This window comes from Streptomyces sp. NPDC087844, assembly GCF_044742785.1.
In the GTDB taxonomy this organism is placed as follows: Bacteria; Actinomycetota; Actinomycetes; order Streptomycetales; family Streptomycetaceae; genus Streptomyces.
In genome coordinates, this window is record NZ_JBIUVD010000017.1 from 1 (window position 1) to 16,504 (window position 16,504).

Annotated in this window: 17 protein-coding genes; 7 read left to right on the forward strand and 10 right to left on the reverse strand. The window is 67.3% G+C overall.

Translation table 11 applies throughout. The features are described 5' to 3' along the window. Window positions 1-1,302: 1,302 nt before the first annotated feature. Window positions 1,303-1,890, reverse strand: a complete 588-nt coding sequence (locus ACIOKD_RS28530; RefSeq protein ID WP_402089693.1) for an ImmA/IrrE family metallo-endopeptidase — start codon at window positions 1,888-1,890, stop codon at window positions 1,303-1,305. 1 nt (window position 1,891) lies between these two features. Further along, the gene (locus tag ACIOKD_RS28535; RefSeq protein ID WP_402089695.1) at window positions 1,892-2,254 is read right to left on the reverse strand and encodes a helix-turn-helix domain-containing protein; all 363 of its coding nucleotides are present in this window, start codon (window positions 2,252-2,254) and stop codon (window positions 1,892-1,894) included. Between the two features lie 152 nt (window positions 2,255-2,406). Between ACIOKD_RS28535 and ACIOKD_RS28540 the strand changes: the two genes are divergently transcribed. From ACIOKD_RS28540 to ACIOKD_RS28550, 3 genes are read left to right on the forward strand one after another with little or no spacing between them, the layout of a single operon-like run. Beyond that, a complete protein-coding gene (locus tag ACIOKD_RS28540) occupies window positions 2,407-2,667 on the forward strand; it encodes a multiubiquitin domain-containing protein (protein WP_402089697.1) in 261 nt (86 codons plus the stop codon). Then, complete coding sequence (locus ACIOKD_RS28545; protein ID WP_402089699.1) at window positions 2,642-3,811, forward strand: ThiF family adenylyltransferase; 1,170 nt, start codon at window positions 2,642-2,644, stop codon at window positions 3,809-3,811. The genes ACIOKD_RS28540 and ACIOKD_RS28545 overlap by 26 nt, the downstream gene beginning before the upstream one ends. After that, on the forward strand, window positions 3,808-4,209 hold the full coding sequence (locus ACIOKD_RS28550; protein ID WP_402089701.1) for a DUF6527 family protein: 402 nt from the start codon (window positions 3,808-3,810) through the stop codon (window positions 4,207-4,209). The genes ACIOKD_RS28545 and ACIOKD_RS28550 overlap by 4 nt, the downstream gene beginning before the upstream one ends. On the opposite strand, the gene ACIOKD_RS28555 is transcribed toward ACIOKD_RS28550, so the two are convergent. Both ACIOKD_RS28555 and ACIOKD_RS28560 read right to left on the reverse strand, forming a co-directional pair. Beyond that, window positions 4,154-4,978, reverse strand: coding sequence for a hypothetical protein (locus tag ACIOKD_RS28555; protein ID WP_402089703.1), 825 nt, complete (start codon window positions 4,976-4,978; stop codon window positions 4,154-4,156). The two genes, ACIOKD_RS28550 and ACIOKD_RS28555, sit on opposite strands and share 56 nt — an antisense overlap. Window positions 4,979-5,245: 267 nt before the next feature. Then, window positions 5,246-6,283, reverse strand: coding sequence for a hypothetical protein (locus ACIOKD_RS28560; RefSeq protein ID WP_402089704.1), 1,038 nt, complete (start codon window positions 6,281-6,283; stop codon window positions 5,246-5,248). Window positions 6,284-6,713: 430 nt separating this feature from the next. Between ACIOKD_RS28560 and ACIOKD_RS28565 the strand changes: the two genes are divergently transcribed. Further along, window positions 6,714-8,102, forward strand: coding sequence for a serine hydrolase domain-containing protein (locus ACIOKD_RS28565; RefSeq protein ID WP_402089706.1), 1,389 nt, complete (start codon window positions 6,714-6,716; stop codon window positions 8,100-8,102). A 70-nt stretch (window positions 8,103-8,172) separates the two neighbouring features. On the opposite strand, the gene ACIOKD_RS28570 is transcribed toward ACIOKD_RS28565, so the two are convergent. Together ACIOKD_RS28570 and ACIOKD_RS28575 are read right to left on the reverse strand one after the other, a co-directional pair. After that, the gene (locus ACIOKD_RS28570; RefSeq protein ID WP_402089708.1) at window positions 8,173-8,625 is read right to left on the reverse strand and encodes a GNAT family N-acetyltransferase; all 453 of its coding nucleotides are present in this window, start codon (window positions 8,623-8,625) and stop codon (window positions 8,173-8,175) included. Between the two features lie 54 nt (window positions 8,626-8,679). Next, the gene (locus tag ACIOKD_RS28575; protein ID WP_402089710.1) at window positions 8,680-9,144 is read right to left on the reverse strand and encodes a MarR family winged helix-turn-helix transcriptional regulator; all 465 of its coding nucleotides are present in this window, start codon (window positions 9,142-9,144) and stop codon (window positions 8,680-8,682) included. Window positions 9,145-9,282: 138 nt separating this feature from the next. Between ACIOKD_RS28575 and ACIOKD_RS28580 the strand changes: the two genes are divergently transcribed. Further along, complete coding sequence (locus ACIOKD_RS28580) at window positions 9,283-10,509, forward strand: MFS transporter (protein WP_402089712.1); 1,227 nt, start codon at window positions 9,283-9,285, stop codon at window positions 10,507-10,509. Between the two features lie 51 nt (window positions 10,510-10,560). Continuing rightward, the gene (locus ACIOKD_RS28585) at window positions 10,561-10,980 is read left to right on the forward strand and encodes a heme-binding protein (RefSeq protein WP_402089714.1); all 420 of its coding nucleotides are present in this window, start codon (window positions 10,561-10,563) and stop codon (window positions 10,978-10,980) included. Between the two features lie 135 nt (window positions 10,981-11,115). On the opposite strand, the gene ACIOKD_RS28590 is transcribed toward ACIOKD_RS28585, so the two are convergent. Both ACIOKD_RS28590 and ACIOKD_RS28595 read right to left on the reverse strand, forming a co-directional pair. After that, the gene (locus ACIOKD_RS28590; protein ID WP_402089716.1) at window positions 11,116-11,982 is read right to left on the reverse strand and encodes a GNAT family N-acetyltransferase; all 867 of its coding nucleotides are present in this window, start codon (window positions 11,980-11,982) and stop codon (window positions 11,116-11,118) included. A gap of 5 nt (window positions 11,983-11,987) precedes the next feature. Then, window positions 11,988-12,524, reverse strand: a complete 537-nt coding sequence (locus ACIOKD_RS28595) for a DUF2269 family protein (protein ID WP_402089718.1) — start codon at window positions 12,522-12,524, stop codon at window positions 11,988-11,990. 848 nt (window positions 12,525-13,372) lie between these two features. On the opposite strand from ACIOKD_RS28595, the gene ACIOKD_RS28600 reads away from it, so the two are divergent. Beyond that, window positions 13,373-14,818: a globin domain-containing protein gene (locus ACIOKD_RS28600; RefSeq protein ID WP_402089991.1), complete on the forward strand. Its 1,446-nt coding sequence runs from the start codon at window positions 13,373-13,375 to the stop codon at window positions 14,816-14,818. Window positions 14,819-14,921: 103 nt separating this feature from the next. On the opposite strand, the gene ACIOKD_RS28605 is transcribed toward ACIOKD_RS28600, so the two are convergent. Together ACIOKD_RS28605 and ACIOKD_RS28610 are read right to left on the reverse strand one after the other, a co-directional pair. Continuing rightward, window positions 14,922-15,404: an NUDIX domain-containing protein gene (locus tag ACIOKD_RS28605; protein ID WP_402089720.1), complete on the reverse strand. Its 483-nt coding sequence runs from the start codon at window positions 15,402-15,404 to the stop codon at window positions 14,922-14,924. A gap of 66 nt (window positions 15,405-15,470) precedes the next feature. Beyond that, complete coding sequence (locus ACIOKD_RS28610; RefSeq protein ID WP_402089722.1) at window positions 15,471-16,376, reverse strand: LysR family transcriptional regulator; 906 nt, start codon at window positions 16,374-16,376, stop codon at window positions 15,471-15,473. Window positions 16,377-16,504 lie beyond the last annotated feature (128 nt).

Here is a 16,504-nt window from a genome sequence, read left to right on the forward strand (position 1 = left end):
AGCTACCTCGCAGGCCTCCACCTCCGCGCCTCCATGATCTGGATCAACGACCTGCTGAAGGCAACTGACTGATCACGACATCACACAGGCCCTAGGCCAAGCCCTGCTCGAACGAGCTGAGCGCGGCCGACCCATGAAGCCAACATCTTTCGGGAAAAGGGTGGCTGCGGCTGTCGGGAAAGTCCCTGCGGGTGAACGGACGGGGCGATGAGTGCACCGGAGACGTTGACCTACCGGCGCACAGTTCCCCATGGGCGACCACCCCGGTACAGGACCCGTATCAGTGAGCAGCCGATACCGTGCTGTGTCTTTGTACGTTCGAGGCGTCGGTAAACCGCAGACCGCGCTGCGCTAGACGAGTGGATCATGGCCGCCGTGTGCTTGAACCGCAAACAGGCTATTTCCCCGTCTCCTAATGTCTCCGACAGCAACGCCCAGCCCGCATCAGCAGGCTCTAACTGACTCGGAGCGCTAATGTTGTCCACCGCCACGGAAGTGCCCAAGGCTGTGTGGCACGTCGACGAAACCGGCCTCGTGACCGTACAGGCGCAACCGGCCTGGTGGCGGAAGTGGGCTCAGGATGCTGGCTGGCCGGAGTATGCCGAGATGTTCGCCCAAGCTGGCGAGCAAGCCCGCTCTGACGACGTGTGTGGTGTCCTTGGGCGTACCACCTTCCGCCCCTGTCGCCACAACACGAGGCTGTACGGTCCCTGCCCGCACCACTGTGAGACGCCGCTGCGCTTCCACTGCGCCATAGAGCGGAAAAAGGGAGGCTGGTGCCGGTGGGATCTCCGCAAGGGCGCCTGTAGCCACCATCTCGACTCCTACGAGGAGTACGCGGCTGCGGAACGGGCTGACGAGGAGGAGGAACTGCGGCGACAGACGGTGCGCGAACATGAACTTCGCAAGGCGGCAGAAAAACGGCGCCTCGGGACACTGGGAGTGGCGTGCCCCTACTGTGACGCTCAGCCCGGCACGTGTTGCGTAGGGAGAAAGGGCGAAGGGAAGCGCACGTTGCACGGTGCTCGAGAAAATCTATGGCTTCACACCGAAACGGCGACAGCGTCGGCCTGCACCTACTGTGCGGCAGCAGTCGGCGAGCTATGTCGTACATCCAGCGGACATATCGCCAGTCAGGCCCACGCCGACCGCTGATGCTGCCTCTCGCGCCTCGGCTGGCTCGCACTTACGCCCTCAGGACGCCAGTCCGCTGCTCCCGGGTCGGTTGGATATGTTCAACGTTTCGAGGCACATTTACGCATGATGCCGGTTAGCCAGCACAGCGTGAGTGCCCGTGGTCCATTATCGAGAGTGCCCTGTCGGGGTCCGGAATCCGTACCTGCTCGCGGCCCGCTGTGCCCGTACTCGCTGGCCCTTCATCTGCATCTGGGCGAACTGCTCACTCACTCCGTATGCAGCGGCGACGCGAGCGTTGTCCCAACCGTCGAACGCCATACGCTCCGCCGCGGTGAGCGGGATCAGCAACTCGCCTGCCATGAAGGTTGCCTGCTTCTCCTGCTCCTCATTGAACTGGCGCTTGTGGTCCTCGCCGAAGATCACATTGTCGAAGGGGTGTTCCAGTAGATGGTGGCCAAGTTCGTGCGCGATGTTCGACCTGCGCCGGGCAATGGCGTGCGACTCATTCTCGATGATGACCCGTGCTGTCCCCAGCGGCACCAAGGCGGCTGACCACGCGGACGAGTCGACCGCCGTGAAGTGGCTGAGGGCCCCTGGGCCGATGCCGAATTCGACCAGACCGCCGAGTGTGTACACGTCGATGCCGTGCTCCTCGGCGAGGGCGTACGGGTCGAACGGTGCGTTCGTCCTCAGGCCGAGCGCAGCTCGCTCCTCCTGGGCCACCTCTCGCATCAGGGCCTGCGTCCAGCGCATTTCAGTTTCTCCCGGAGCCACGTTCCGTGCGGAACCGCCGCGCGGCCGCCCCGATGACCTCTTGGAGGTACTCCACGTCTCCTTCGGAGAGGTCCCGGCGAGCTCGAAGCAGCGGAACGAGGGACGCCACGAGTTCCGGCTCCTCCGCGTGTGCCTCCGTACCTGGAACCACGTAGAAGGCCTCCGCCGGCATGTGTAGCCACGTCGTCATAGCCGCGAAGGCCATGACATCAGGCTTCAGACCGTTGGCCATGCGCGAGATGGTGGATGCGCTCACCCCGATCTCCTTCGCCAACTGGCGTCCGGATAGACCTCTTTCCAGGCGGGCCGCCTCCAAGGCCGCATGCAAGGCCTTGACGTCCACGCTCGGACTGTCAGTCATCACTGCCCCTGATCTCTCGTAGTGCTCGACATGTCGATCACCTCTGCTACATTGTAACTGCTCGAAACTTCGATCAGCGATCGACACTCGGCGTGGGTGTCGGTCGGCCCGTTCCCACGCCGTAGGAGTACCCGATGACACAGGACGCCCACGGGCCCCGCCCCGTCACGATCATCGTTAACACCCGATCGCATCCCTGGGGGGCGAGGGAAATCTCCTTTGAGCAGGTGGTCGAGCTCGCCTACCCCGGCCAGCCCGGGACCGGCGAGGACACCATCACAGTCCGATACAGCCGTGGCCACGATGGTCACGGGTCGGGGAGCCTGACTGCCGGCCACAGCGTGCGAGTGAAGGAGGGGATGGTCTTCGATGTCTACCGCACCTCTCGTTCGTGACCCCGACCTGTCCCGCCTGCTCGACGAAGGGTTCGACGTCGTCGTGCAGGCGGGACACCTGCTCGTGCGCCACATCCCCTACGTCACCGAGGCGAGGACCGTTGAGTACGGTTTCCTCGCCTATCCGGTCACCGTCAGCGGAGATCGCGTCGTATCCGACACCGACCACCGCATCTGGTTCGGAGGTTCGACCCCCTGCGACGAGCACGGCCAGAAACTGGCGATGGCCAATCCCGAGTCCCGGGTGATCGCCGAAGGGCTGTCGGCGAGCTTCATGCTCTCCAGCAAGCCGACGCCGAACGGGTACCCCGACCAGTACTCCAAGGTCACGGCATATGCACGGATGGTCGCCGACCAGGCACAGGCGATCGACAACTCGGTGACGCCCACCCCCGGGGCGGCCTGGCAGGAGATCGACGACGACACGCCGTTCGTCTACCGGGACACGGCCACGTCGCGAGCTGGCCTCGCCGCCGTCAACCGACGGTACCGAGGCCACCGGATCGTGATCGTCGGCCTCGGCGGAACGGGGAGCTACATCCTCGACCAGGTTTCCAAGACCGAGGTCGACTCGATCCTGCTCGTCGACGGCGACACCTTCGACAACCACAACGCGTTCCGAGCACCGGGCGCGGCTACCCTCGACACGTTGCGAAACCGTCCGAACAAGGCCACGCACTTCTCGGCGGTCTATTCGAACATGCACCGTGGCATCACCACGTGCGAGCAGTACCTGGACGAGGACAACCTCGACATCCTCCAAGGGGCGACGTTCGTCTTCCTCGCATCGGACGACGCCGCCGGCAAGCCCGTCATCATGGACTGGCTGGAGGCCCGAGACGTGCCGTTCATCGATGTTGGACTGGGCATCGACGAGACCGACGGCCGACTCGGCGGCCTGCTGCGGGTCACGACGAGTCTGCCGGGGCGCCGCGAGCAGGCTCGCCGCAGGATTCCGATCCCTGCACCCGAACGAGACGACTACGGACGCAACATCCAGACCGCTGACCTGAACGCGCTCAACGCGATGCTCGCGATCATCCGCTGGAAGCGCCATGTCGGCACCTACGCTGATGCGACGGGAGAGGGATTCGCCACCTACTCGTTGATCACGAACGAGATCTCCAACGAGGACCTAACGTGACCGCGGTCGGCTTCTTTCGGCCGGAATTCGTTGAGAGCTTTCCAGCTCCTATGGAGGAGGGAGCGCTGTACGTCTCGATCGCGTACAGCACCTGCGGCCATCTGTGTTGCTGTGGCTGCGGGCAAGAAGTGATCACGCCGTTGTCGCCGGCGCAGTGGTCGTTCACTTACGACGGCGAGAACGTCTCCCTGACACCTTCGGTCGGCAATTGGGCCCTGTCATGTCGATCGCACTACTGGATCCGCAAGGGCAAGGTGCAGTGGAGCCGCAGGTACTCGCCCGACGAGGTCGCCGAAAACCGTGAACGCGATCGGCATGAGCTCGCGCAGCAAGCTGGCGAGATCACGGGCGGCCGGTTCGCCAGGCTGCGTCGGCGGTTGGGCGCATGGCGTTGGTGAATCCTCGCTGGGTGGGATGGTCCGTTCTGCGAACGGACCATCCGGAGTCTGCCGCGCGGCAGACTTGGAGTAGACGAAAGGGGTACCCGATGAGTGCACTGCCGGTCCGCCAGCATAAGCCTGACCGCGTACCTCGAAACGGTGCGCGGGTGTGCCGTTTCGTACTGGTGCCGCTCGGGTCCTCGTAGTCCATGTCATGCACGATGTCATTGCGGGCGGTGAAGAAAGGGTCGAGCAGCGCGAGCCGCTGCTTGGATACCTTCGCGTTGGGTATTCCCAGAGTGTCGCGTACCCGCTTGCGCAGATCTTCGCTCCCCTGCATGCTCGCCTTCGTTCGCGCCGCTACGTACAACTTGATCAACTCGTCGCGGGGCGTTTTGTTGCGGATCGCGGCGGCGACCGGATCAGATGGGCCGACGGCAAGTTCGTGGGCCAAGTACTCGTCGAATTTCCGCGCCGCGTCCGCGTTGCCCTTGATCAGCGCCGTGGCCGTATCCCGGACAAGGCGTTTGCAGCAGGCGTCCAACCCGCTGAAGGTGAACACCAGCGCGGCACGCAGCAGGTTCTGTTCATCGGTGCCCAGGCGCCCACGGAACTCCTCGCGCGCTTCGGCCCGGGCCCGACGCAGCACGGACAAACCGTCGAAGATGCCTTGGACGCTGGAATTGGCCGCCTTGAGGTACTGCCATGCCGGCGTGATCATTTGCCCCCTCGGCTTGGGGCCGAGATCTCTCAAGGAGATCTCGGTGAAGCCCTCACCGTTACCCATTTCCACCTCGTTGTTCTTGCCATCTGTGATCTGTCCATGCCATCGGGACGAGCTACCACTTCGTCTCTTCCGCCCTCTCGATCCGCCTTCCGCAGCGGGCGGAGAGGGTAAACCGGGGCTGGCCCGTGAGGTGGAGGCTTGGCTGTACCGACTAACTGGACTATGTGGGAAGACCGGCACACTGGCCAAAGGCGGGCCAGACGTAAAGCTCACGGACCAAGTCGGCCGCGCCTCAGGGCGCGTACGGATTCCGGCGAAGTGCGGGAGCTATTCAGCGGCGATTGCTTCACGCAGACAGCCGTCGCAGACGGATTCGCCGTCCGTCGGCGCGAACGGCTTCCCGCAGCGGAAGCACTCCTCCATCCCGGAGAAGGTCTCGCCGCAGTGGAAGCACAGGTCGACCGGGTTCCTCGGGGCGGCCGCAGCGAGCGCCCCACGCACCAAGGCCTCGACGTCGCAGGCTGGACACCAGTAAACCGGATCCAGTCCGCCGCGGACCGCCGACCACTCGGTGCGGTCCAGGATCTCGTACGCGTATGCCGACGCGATGTCGTCGGGCCCGCGCCGGTAGTGGCAGTACAAGCAGTAGGCGCCCTTCTCGTCCCCGACAACCAAGGCGTACTGGTCGCAGTTCCAACACTGGACGGTACGGGACTTCACGGGGTCGAGGTCGGGGCGCAGCCGCCGCATCCGCGCCGCAACGTAGCCACGGATCTCGTCGAGTCCTTCGTGGATGCGTGCCAGAGACTCAGCCGTCTCCCCGTCCGGTGGGTCGAGGCGGGGCAGCAGTTCGGAGTCCACGAAGTGGATCAGGAACTCCAACACGTCCGCGGCCTTCGCCTCGATCACGTACCGGTTGACCTTGGCGTCGTGCAGGCGGCCATAGTGCTGCAGTTGGTTGCGGAGGCTGGCCAGCTGCTTGAGGTCCTTGTCCTCCTTCGAGCTGATGGCGACGCCCGCAAGGTTGACGAGGCGAGTGATCGTCTGATCCACGGTGCAGGTGGTCAGGCTGCCGTCATCCAGGTCGCTGCGCATTGCGTCGCCGGGGTTCTTGAACACTAGGCTCCAGTGCTCGAGTTCCAACCGGTACTTCAGCAGGCACTCGACGGCGGCCTGCAGGTGTACCACGGCGTACTTCAGTTCCCGACGGCCGACCTCATCGCCGCGTAGGTGATCAACCACGCTGACCAGGTAGTCCAGACCATTGTCCACTGGCGGGTAGTGCACCTCGGCCGCCAAGCCCTCGCCGCCCGTAGCCGATGCGGCCTCCTCGGCTGGCACTGCGCCCCCCTTGTCGTCCGTCATCTTGAGTTTTCTCTCCTCTCGGTTCCGCCGACCAGGAGGTGACGGAGTATCACGTCGTCTGCCGCACAGGGCTGCTCTCTACGAATAACAGTGGGCTACGACGCGGGGCGCTTCGAAGATATGACAACAGGCGTGATGGCACGAGGGAATTGTCCATCGGAGCAGGAGAGTCATGACCCCGCTGAACTGGCCTTCGACGAGTTGATGAGCGGAGAACACCGTCCGTCGGGAGATCCCGGCCCGCCGTCGTGGCCCCCTCCGCTGGGCATGAGGAAATGCCACCCGCCCTGAGACATGAGCAGGTGGGCACGACGTGAGACAGTTTGAAAACTGCTGGTCAGAAGCTCGGCCTGTGTCACGGGCCGCGAGATCCTACAGCCCGGCGGCACATGTGCTCGACGCGGGACGTCGGGGCAGGTGGACTGGGGCCATGACGACGACTTCCGCGGAAGAACTGCATCCCGCCACGCGCAGGGCCCTGCTGCACAGAATCGCCACTGCCCAGGCGCAAGGGCGTGCGCCGTCGTTGGTCGCGGCGGTGGTGCGGGGCCGGGACACGGTATGGCACGGGTCCCGCACCTCGGTGGACGGTCACGGACCCGACGAGGACGTGCAGTACCGCATCGGTTCGATCACCAAGACCTTCACGGCCGTCCTGGTACTGCGGCTGCGGGACGAGGGCCTGCTCGACCTCGGTGATCCGCTGGAGAAGCATCTCCCGGGCACCGGCGCGGGGGAGGCGACGATCGCCGAGCTTCTCGCGCACACAGCCGGGTTGGCCGCTGAGTCGCCCGGCCCCTGGTGGGAGCGCACTCCCGGGTCGTTGCGTCCCGAACTCGCCGACGTCCTGGGCGAGCAGCCGCTCCGGCATCCGGTCGGGCGGCGGTTCCACTACTCGAACCCCGGTTACACCCTGCTGGGCGCGTTGATCGAGGAGCTGCGGGGTGCCTCCTGGGAGGAGGTCCTACGGAGCGAGGTGCTCGAACCGCTGGGACTGCACCGGACGAGCGGACAGCCGCAAGCACCTCATGCGGGCGGCTGGGCCGTGCACCCCTGGGCGGACGTCATGCTTCCCGAGCCGGTCGAGGACCTCGGGCTGATGGCGCCGGCCGGTCAGCTCTGGTCGACCAGCGGCGATCTGGCGCGCTTCGCCGTCTTCCTCGCGCGGGGCGACGACCGGGTGCTGAGCGCGGAGTCCGTACGGGAGATGCGTACGCCCGCCGCGCCTGCCGAACCGGAGGAGGTGGCGGCCGGTGCCGCGTACGGGCTCGGTATGCAGGTTCAGCATCGGAACGGCCGGACTCTGGTGGGGCACGGCGGTTCCCTCCCGGGCTTTCTCGCCGGGCTCATGATCAGTGTCGAGGACGACCTCGCCGCCGTCGTGCTCGCGAACTGCACCTCGGGTCCACCGGTGGCGACGGTAGCCGCCGACCTCGTGCGTATCGTCGCGGAGGCCGAGCCCCGGATTCCCGAGCCGTGGCGGCCGCTGCCGGAAGTCGACGGATCTGTACTGGAGTTGGCCGGGCCCTGGTACTGGGGGACGCATCCTTTCGCGCTGCGTCTCACGTCCGACGGCGGCGTGACGCTCGGGCCCCTGGCAGGCAACGGCCGGCGCTCGCGTTTCCGGGCTGAGAGCGACGGGACCTGGACCGGGCTCGACGGCTATTACGCCGGTGAGCTTCTACGGGCCGTTGAGGCGCCTGACGGGTCGGTGACCCACCTGGACCTCGGCTCGTTCGTCTTCACGCGTCAGCCGTACGGTGAGGGCGCTCCGGTCCCGGGTGGAGTGGACCCAGAGGGGTGGCGCGGGATCAAATAGCGGCCTTCCTGGCTGCGGCGCATGGATCTGCCATGTCACGATCCATGACCCGGCTTGGCCGGGACACTCTTCAGAGCTGCAGCTTGAACCCGACGTGCGAGGCCGTGAAGCCGAGACGTTCGTAGAACCGGTGAGCATCTGTCCGAGTGGCGTCCGACGTCAGCTGTACCAACTCACAGCCCTCGCTCCGGGATCGGTCCACGGCCCACTCGATGAAACGGGTGCCCAGACCGCTGCCCCGCTCGTCGGCATGGACACGTACGGCTTCGATGATCGAGCGGGTCGCTCCCTGGCGGGACAGCCCGGGAACGATCGTCAGCTGAAGTGTGCCGACGACCCGGCCCTCCCGTACAGCGACGACCGCGTGCTGGTTCGGATCTACGCTGAGGCGTTCCAAAGCGGACAGGTACGGGGTCAGGTCGCCCGGTGACTCACGCTGTGAGCCCAGCGGGTCGTCGGCGAGCATCGCGACGATCGCGGGGATGTCGTCGGCGACCGCGGGGCGTATCTCAAGATCTCCCATGGCGTCAGCCTACGCAGGACGAGAACGGCACAGCCGTGTCCGTGGTGGACCTGCCTATGCGGGCGCGGGCAGGCTCGCCGACTCCACGACGCGCACCAGCGGGGCCAGCTCGGGGTTGCGGGCCGCCTCGTCCAGCGCCTCCCGAAGGGCCGCGTCGTTGGTGGGCCGAGCCTCCCCCAATAGCTTGAGACCCGCCTCGCTGACGTTCGTGTAGATGCCACGGCGGTCTGTGGGGCACAGGTAGCGCGAGAGCAGGCCTCGGTCCTCCAGCCGGGTCACCAGTCGTGTGGTGGCGCTCTGGCTGAGGACGACCGCGTCGGCGACCTGCCTCATCTGCAGATGGCCGCCGTCGCCGTCGTGCTGGCGGCTGAGGACGTCCAGGAGCGAGTACTCGCGCACGCTCAGACCGTGCCGCGTCTGCAGGGCTCGTTCGATGTGCGCCTCGATCCTCCCGTGCAGCAGAGAGAGGGCGCACCAGCCCTGGGCGAGAGCGGTGAGTGCGGGGTCCGTCGCTGTCATGGCATTTCCTCCGTCCCGGAGCGGCTGACACCAGGATAGGGCACGATCGCAATATCATGCGCTTGCACTTAACCCGCGTCTGCAACTATTGTGAACGCACGTAAAGCGCTCTTGCAATCCTCTGGAAGGTCATCCCCCATGCCTCTCGCGCTTCTGGCCCTCGCGATCGGGGCCTTCGGAATCGGAACCACCGAGTTCGTGATCATGGGTTTGCTGCCCGAAGTCGCCGGCGACTTCGGTGTCTCCATCCCCACCGCGGGTTTCCTCGTGACCGGCTACGCGCTCGGAGTCATGTTCGGCGCACCCCTCATGACCGTGCTCGGCACCAAGGTGTCCCGCAAGCGGATGCTGATGCTGCTGATGGGACTCTTCATCGTCGGCAACCTGATCTCCGCGGTCGCCCCCAGCTTCACCGTCATGCTGATCGGACGCGTGGTCGCCTCGCTCGCGCACGGTGCCTTCTTCGGCATCGGCTCGGTCGTCGCCGCCGACCTGGTCGCGCCGGACAAGAAGGCCGGCGCCATCGCCATGATGTTCACCGGCCTGACCGTCGCCAACGTCGTCGGTGTACCGCTGGGCACGCTCATCGGGCAGTCCGCCGGCTGGCGCGTGACCTTCACGGTCGTCGCCGCGCTGGGGGTCCTCGGCCTGGCAGGCATCGCCAGGCTGGTACCCGACATGCCCAAGCCGGAGGGCGTGCGACTGCGTCACGAACTGGCCGCCTTCAAGAACGTCCAGGTCCTGCTCGCCATGGCGATGACCGTGCTGGGCTTCGGCGGGGTCTTCGCCGCGATCACCTACATTGCGCCGATGATGACGCACGTCACCGGCTACGCCGACGGATCCGTCACCTGGCTGCTCGTCCTCTTCGGCCTCGGCATGGTCGGCGGCAACCTCGTCGGCGGCAGGTTCGCCGACCGCGCCCTGATGCCGATGCTTTACGTGTCACTGGGCGCCCTCGCGGTCGTACTCGCCCTGTTCACCCTCACCGCGCACAACAAGATCGCGGCGGCCGTGACCATCACGCTGATCGGAGCCCTCGGGTTCGCCACCGTTCCGCCGCTGCAGAAGCGGGTGCTCGACCAGGCGCACGGAGCTCCGACACTCGCCTCCGCCGTGAACATCGGTGCCTTCAACCTCGGCAACGCCCTCTCTGCCTGGCTGGGCGGCGTCGTGATCGCGGCCGGCATGGGTTACACCGCCCCCAACTGGGTCGGCGCCGTCCTGGCCGCCGCCGCTCTGCTGCTCGCCGTCCTCTCGGCCGCGCTGGAACGCCGCGCCGATTCCGCCGATTCGGCGGACCCGGTCGCCGTAATGCCAGAACAGGCGCACTCCGTGCGGCAGCAGACCATCGTCCACCACTGAGCGTCGGTCGCAATCCCCCACACCGCACCATCTCGCAAGGAGCAACCCCTCATGAGCACCACCACCGTCACCCCGCTGACCATCCAGGACGCCGAGGCGCTCGTCACGGCCGCCCGTCGTGCCGCGGAAGCCGCGGACGTCAAGGTCAGCGTCACGGTCCTCGACGCGGGCGGCCACCTGCTCGCCTTCCGGCGGGACGACAGGGCGGTCCTGATCTCAGGTGAGACCAGCACCCGTAAGGCCTACACGGCACTGCAACTCGGCACTCCCACGGCGGACCTCGTCGAGGCCGTCCGGCCCGGAGGGCTCTTCCACACCCTGCCGACCGCGCTCGACCGCCCGCTCCTGTTCATCGCCGGCGGTGTGCCGGTGCACCGCGACGGCCGCCTGATCGGCGCGATCGGAGTCGGCGGCGGCGCACCCGAGCAGGACCACGGCTTCGCCACCGCCGCGGTGCGGACCCTCGCCTAGGTCCTGTCGTCACATTCCCGTCGTCCGCCGGGCCGGCAGGCGCGAATTCGACGACGCAACCCAGGAGGCCCGGCGCCCGGAGCGCCCCGCGACAGCGAACCGCCCGCTCGTCCCCGAGCGGGCGGTTCGCCCGGTTCAGCCCGCGGCCACGGTGAGCGGAGCGAAGCGCCGCGTCCAGTCGCCGGGCAACTCCCCGATGCCGTACGTCATGACCGCGTTGAAACTCACGGAGGCGAGCCCGCGCTCCTTGACCCACGCCAGCAATTCCTCATGGCGTACATCGATGTCCGTGCGCAGCGGACGGTCGGCACGCGAGGCCAGCGAGGCGATGAGCGCCTTCGCCGTCTCGGTGTCCCGGGCGATCAGCGGGCCCACGACATGGTTGTCCATGTTGGGCCAGGCGGCCCCGTACCCGATGATCCGGCCGTTCTCCTCGGCGACGCGCAGTTGGTCGGAGAAGGCGGGCAGCCGCGTGATCATGTGCGTCCGGTCCGCGCCGAAAACCTCCTCGTCGAGGCGGAGGATCGTGACGAGATCCTCGGCCGTCGCCGCGCGTGTGGACACCTCGGGCTCCGGGCCAAGAGGGCTGAAGCGGCCACGGACCATCTCGGCGCGCCCGATGGTCTTGAAGCCGAGTTCCTCGTAGAGAGGGCGCCCGTACGGCGTGGCGTGCAGGGTCACCGGGGTGGTCCCCAGTTCGGCCACGACGTGGCGCATCAGGCGGCGCCCGATGCCCTGGCGGGCGTACCGCTCGGCGACCAGCACCATGCCGATGGCTGTCAGATCCGGCTGTTCCCGGGGCCCGTAGTCGGTCACGATGCAGGCGGCGACGAGGCCCCCGCCGGGGTCGTCGATGCCATAGCCCGTACCGGCCGTGAGCAGCAGACCCCACTTGTGCTCCTCGCGGGGCCAGCCCCGGTTCTCGGAGAGGTCGGCGCAGGCGGAGAGATCGCGAGGCGTCAGACGGCGGATGGGCAGAGCGGCGGTGGAAGGAGTCGGCACGCAGATCAGGCTGTCCGACGGACGGCTTCCGCGTCCACCGGTTTGCGGGCGGCCGTACGGATCTTTTGCCCGCGCCGGGTCAGCCCCCAGGGCTTGAGGACCGAGATCACCGTCATGAGGAGATACGCGGACAGCGAGACGATCGGTCCGAACAAGACGTCACCGGGGTCGGGCAACGGTCCACCGTCCGACACCGCGGCGACCGCGGTGTCGACCCCGGGGCGCAGGGCGAGAACGGTGGCCGTGGCGGTGGCCAGAGTCAGCCAGAACTTTGTGTAGACCCACCGATGCCTCGCCAGCCCCCACGGCGTGCCCAGGGACAGCACCAGGCCGGTGAGGAGCGTAAGGAACGCGAGGGGGAGCAGAAGCCAGTCGGCGAAGGTCTTCATGGCGCGGACAGAGGCTTCAACGGTGACCGCGGACCCGGTGGTGGTCGCGGTGATTCCCAGGGCGAGCAGCCCGAGCGTGAGCCCGAGCCAGCAGGCGGACGCGGCTACATGGACGACGAGGTTGGCCCGGCGCGCGGGGCGGCTTAGTTTCACGTGAAACACCGTGCTGGGCGCGAGCTGCTGAGGCATCTGACAGCGGGAGTAACCCCGCGTACTAGCCTCGGCGTACACCCTGTGAATTGGCTTGCCCCGCCCGGTAATTGAGAGAACTGGCGAGACGTCCACCACGCATTTCCTGACGTAAGGAAGCGGGGACTTGTGCGTCGGACCGCGGCCGGTATGGTCGACTCCGGTTCGTGTCCGACGAGGTGTCCGCACATCCTGTCGGGGCGATCGCAGGGCAATGCAGCATAACGGGACAGGAATATCGAAGACTCGCATTTCCGGTTACGTGACCGGGCTGGTGGTACCGGGTGGGATGCTGACTCGGCTGAAGTGCGGCCAATGTCACATTCTCGGCTCACTTGTCCACGGTGTGCGATGACGCGGTCCACTATGGGCGCATTGGCCGACAGGACGGAACGGGGCGAAGCAAGCAGTCTGCGGGGGGAAAGCAGGCATCTTCCGATCGAGGAGGTGCGCAGACCGACCGAAAGATGTTCGAGGCGAGGCACAGCATGGACGCTCCGACCACCACGTCGGCCGACAACGGCACTTCAGGGGGTGGCGGCGGAGGCGGCTGGTTCACGCCGCACACGCCACCGGAGCCGCCCGCGGGCGGCGAGCAGGGGGCGACCGGGGGGCGGCGCCTGGCCGCGTTGCGGCCCGTCCGCAGGTCCGCGACGGGAGAGGGCGGCCCGACGCAGGGGCGAATACCCCCGGAGGCGGAGCTCGGACCGGACACGGATCGAACCGACGTCAACCGAACCGACGTCGACGGCGGCCCCGGCCCCAGCCGCATCCCTGGCGAGAGCGAAGGCACCGCCCGTGCCGTCTCGTCCGTGCCCCCGGCGGCTTCGCGCGAGGCGACGCCCCCCGCAGTGACGCCCCCCGCGGTGACGCCCAACGGGCCTCCCCCTTCGCCGAAGCTGGACCACGAGCACCCAGACCGAGAGCACCCAGACCGAGAGCACCCAGACCGAGAGCACCCAGACCACGAGCACCCGAACCATGAGCACGCCGTCCGCGGCCGGCGGCCCTCTCACCTCGTAGCTCCCACAGCAGCCGCCCCCACGCCGGTCCCGGCCCCAACAGCGGTCTCCGCGCCCACAGCGGTCTCCGCACCCGCCCCGGACTCAGTGCCCGCGCCCTCGCCCGCCCCCGCGAGGCCCGCCTCCCCGGACGCCGTCCTCATCCGTCGCACCATGGCCGAGGTGGCGCCCGTCGCCGACAAGGTCACCTCGTACTTCTACGCGCTGCTCTTCGTCCGCCATCCCGACCTGCGCCCTCTGTTCCCGGCCGCGATGGACACCCAGCGGGACCGGTTGCTCAAGGCCCTGCTGACAGCGGCCGAACACATCGACAACACCGAGGTCCTGGCCTCTTATCTGCAGAATCTCGGCCGCGGTCACCGCAAGTACGGCACACGCCCCGAGCACTACCCCGCCGTGGGGGAGTGCCTCCTCGGCGCGCTCAGCCGGTTCGCCGAGGCAGCCTGGGACGGGGAGACCGAGGCGGCCTGGGTCAGGGCGTACACGAAGATCTCCCAGATCATGATCGACGCCGCCGCGGCGGACGAACTGCGCGCCCCGGCCTGGTGGTACGCCGAGGTGGTCTCGCACGATCTGCGGACCCCGGACGTCGCTGTCGTCACGGTCCGCCCCGATCAGCCGTACCCCTTCCTCGCCGGTCAGTACGCGAGCCTGGAGACCGCGTGGTGGCCCCGCGTCTGGCGGCACTACTCGTTCGCCTCCGCGCCCCGCTCGGACGGGCTGCTGTCGTTCCACGTGAAGGCGGTCGCGGCAGGCTGGGTCTCCAGCGCGCTGGTGCACCGGGCCCGCCCTGGCGACATCGTCAGGCTCGGCCCGCCCGCCGGTTCGATGACCGTCGACCACACCACCGACAGCGGACTGCTCTGCCTGGGCGGCGGCACCGGCATCGCGCCGATCAAGGCACTGGTCGAGGACGTTGCCGAGCACGGGCAGAGGCGGCCTGTCGAGGTCTTCTACGGGGCCCGCACCGATCACGACCTGTACGACATCGACACCATGCTCCGGCTCCAGCAGAGCCACTCATGGCTCGCGGTGCGTCCCATCGTCGACCAGCAGGCGCACCTCCAACTGCCGGACGCGGTCCGCGAATACGGCCCGTGGAACGAGTACGACGCCTATCTCTCGGGCCCGCCCGGCATGATCCGCAACGGCGTGGACGCGCTCCGGGACATCGGTATCCCGTCGGAACGGATCCGTCACGACGCGGTGGAAGATCTCGTCGCGGCACGCGACTGACACCGGACCGAACCGAAAGCACGAACCCGAAACCGAAACCGAACTCGAACCCGAATCACCCACCCGGGCCACCAACCGAACCCGGCTCGCAGCAGCGGACTGTTCAGCCGAGATCGGGTGCCTGCATCGCTCGTACGCCCTCGATGTTCCCGTCGAGATAGTGCCGCAGCGACAGCGGTACGAGGTGGACGGAAGCGATGCCCACGCGAGTGAAGGGGATGCGCACGATCTCGTAGTCGCCGCAGGGTTCCTCGATCTCGGGGCCATGGCGGAGTGAGGGATCCATGGATTCCAGGTGGCAGACGAAGAAGTGCTGCACCTTCACCCCGGTCGAGCCGCTGTCCTCGCCGATGTGTTCGACGGTGTCGACGAAGCAGGGCACGACATCGGTGATCTTGGCGCCCAGTTCTTCGTGCACTTCACGATGGAGCGCGTCGACAACTGTCGTGTCCTCGGGCTCGACCCCGCCGCCGGGCGTCAGCCAGTAGGGATCGACGCCGGGTTTGGTCCGTTTGATCAAGATCAAGTCGTCGCCGTCCAGCAGGACGGCCCGGGCGGTGCGCTTGACCACGGGTCGGTCGGTCATGGGAGGAATGTGGCCCGGTTGGTTCCACGTGAAACATCGCCGTCCGGAGCAGGCGAGGCATCTGCGTCACGACCAGCCGGTAGCGGCGCGCAGCAGCCACTCGTGGGCCCGCGCGATATGCGGCATGGCCAGTGTGCCGGTCCGTACCACCAGGAAGTATGTACGAAGGGGTGGAACCGTCGGCTCGCTCAGCGCCACTACGTCGCCCCGCTCCAGAGCCGGCCCGCACAGATAGCGCGGCAGGACCGCGAGACCCGCGCCGGTGGTGGCGCAGGCGAGCACCGCCCGCAGGTCGGGAACGATGACGGTGCCCGATGCGGCGGGCAGGGAGTCGAAGACGGAAGCCCAGTAGCGGGCGATGAACGGCAGCGATTCGTGCACCTCGACCACGGGCAGGTTCTCCAGCGCGTGCGCACCGTGGCGTCGCAACGTGTCGGAGCCGATTCGGGCGACCCAGCGGGGGGCGGCTACCAGTACATGCTCCTCGTCGCAGAGCGGAGTCGCGGTGAGCAGGGACCCCCGGGGGCGTGCCGTGCAGATGGCCAGATCGTGATGCCCGGCAGCGAGTCCTTCCAGCGTCTCCTCCGCATTGCCGAAGGAGGCCCGCAGCGCGAAGCCGTGGCCGTCGTCGCCGATCAGCTCGGTGAGCGCGGGCAGTGCGCGCTCGGCGGTGAATTCCAGGGGTCCGGCGAGGTGGAGGGTGCGCACGGAGGAGTCCGCGTCGAGACCGGTCTCGGTGATCTCCACGAGGGCGTCGAGATGCGGAGCGGCCTTGTGGGCGAGTTCGTCTCCGATGGTGGTGGGGGTCACCCCGCGGGCCTGGCGCAGGAACAGTGGGCGCCCCAGCTGCCGTTCGAGTGTGCGGATCTGTGAGGTGACGGCCGGCTGGGAGAGGCCGAGCAGAGCGGCGGCGCGAGTGAAGGAGCCGGCCCGGTGCACGGTCACAAAGGTCCGCAGCAGGGCCAGATCCATGGCTTCCCTTCGATCTCCAGCTTCCCGGAAGCCTTCAACTATAAATAAGTCGATAGCCCCCTGTCGCTACCGTGATTGGACACTGACACAGAGTCAACTAGCCTAGTTGGCGCGGTTCTTAGCGCAGA

Excerpts from the sequence above, each read along its gene's own strand:
- ACIOKD_RS28530 (WP_402089693.1), bottom strand. The coding sequence starts at position 1,890 with ATGCGCTGGACGCAGGCCCTGATGCGAGAGGTGGCCCAGGAGGAGCGA.
- ACIOKD_RS28540 (WP_402089697.1), top strand. The coding sequence starts at position 2,407 with ATGACACAGGACGCCCACGGGCCCCGCCCCGTCACGATCATCGTTAAC.
- ACIOKD_RS28545 (WP_402089699.1), top strand. The coding sequence starts at position 2,642 with ATGTCTACCGCACCTCTCGTTCGTGACCCCGACCTGTCCCGCCTGCTC.
- ACIOKD_RS28555 (WP_402089703.1), bottom strand. The coding sequence starts at position 4,978 with ATGGGTAACGGTGAGGGCTTCACCGAGATCTCCTTGAGAGATCTCGGC.
- ACIOKD_RS28560 (WP_402089704.1), bottom strand. The coding sequence starts at position 6,283 with ATGACGGACGACAAGGGGGGCGCAGTGCCAGCCGAGGAGGCCGCATCG.
- ACIOKD_RS28565 (WP_402089706.1), top strand. The coding sequence starts at position 6,714 with ATGACGACGACTTCCGCGGAAGAACTGCATCCCGCCACGCGCAGGGCC.
- ACIOKD_RS28570 (WP_402089708.1), bottom strand. The coding sequence starts at position 8,625 with ATGGGAGATCTTGAGATACGCCCCGCGGTCGCCGACGACATCCCCGCG.
- ACIOKD_RS28575 (WP_402089710.1), bottom strand. The coding sequence starts at position 9,144 with ATGACAGCGACGGACCCCGCACTCACCGCTCTCGCCCAGGGCTGGTGC.
- ACIOKD_RS28580 (WP_402089712.1), top strand. The coding sequence starts at position 9,283 with ATGCCTCTCGCGCTTCTGGCCCTCGCGATCGGGGCCTTCGGAATCGGA.
- ACIOKD_RS28585 (WP_402089714.1), top strand. The coding sequence starts at position 10,561 with ATGAGCACCACCACCGTCACCCCGCTGACCATCCAGGACGCCGAGGCG.
- ACIOKD_RS28605 (WP_402089720.1), bottom strand. The coding sequence starts at position 15,404 with ATGACCGACCGACCCGTGGTCAAGCGCACCGCCCGGGCCGTCCTGCTG.
- ACIOKD_RS28610 (WP_402089722.1), bottom strand. The coding sequence starts at position 16,376 with ATGGATCTGGCCCTGCTGCGGACCTTTGTGACCGTGCACCGGGCCGGC.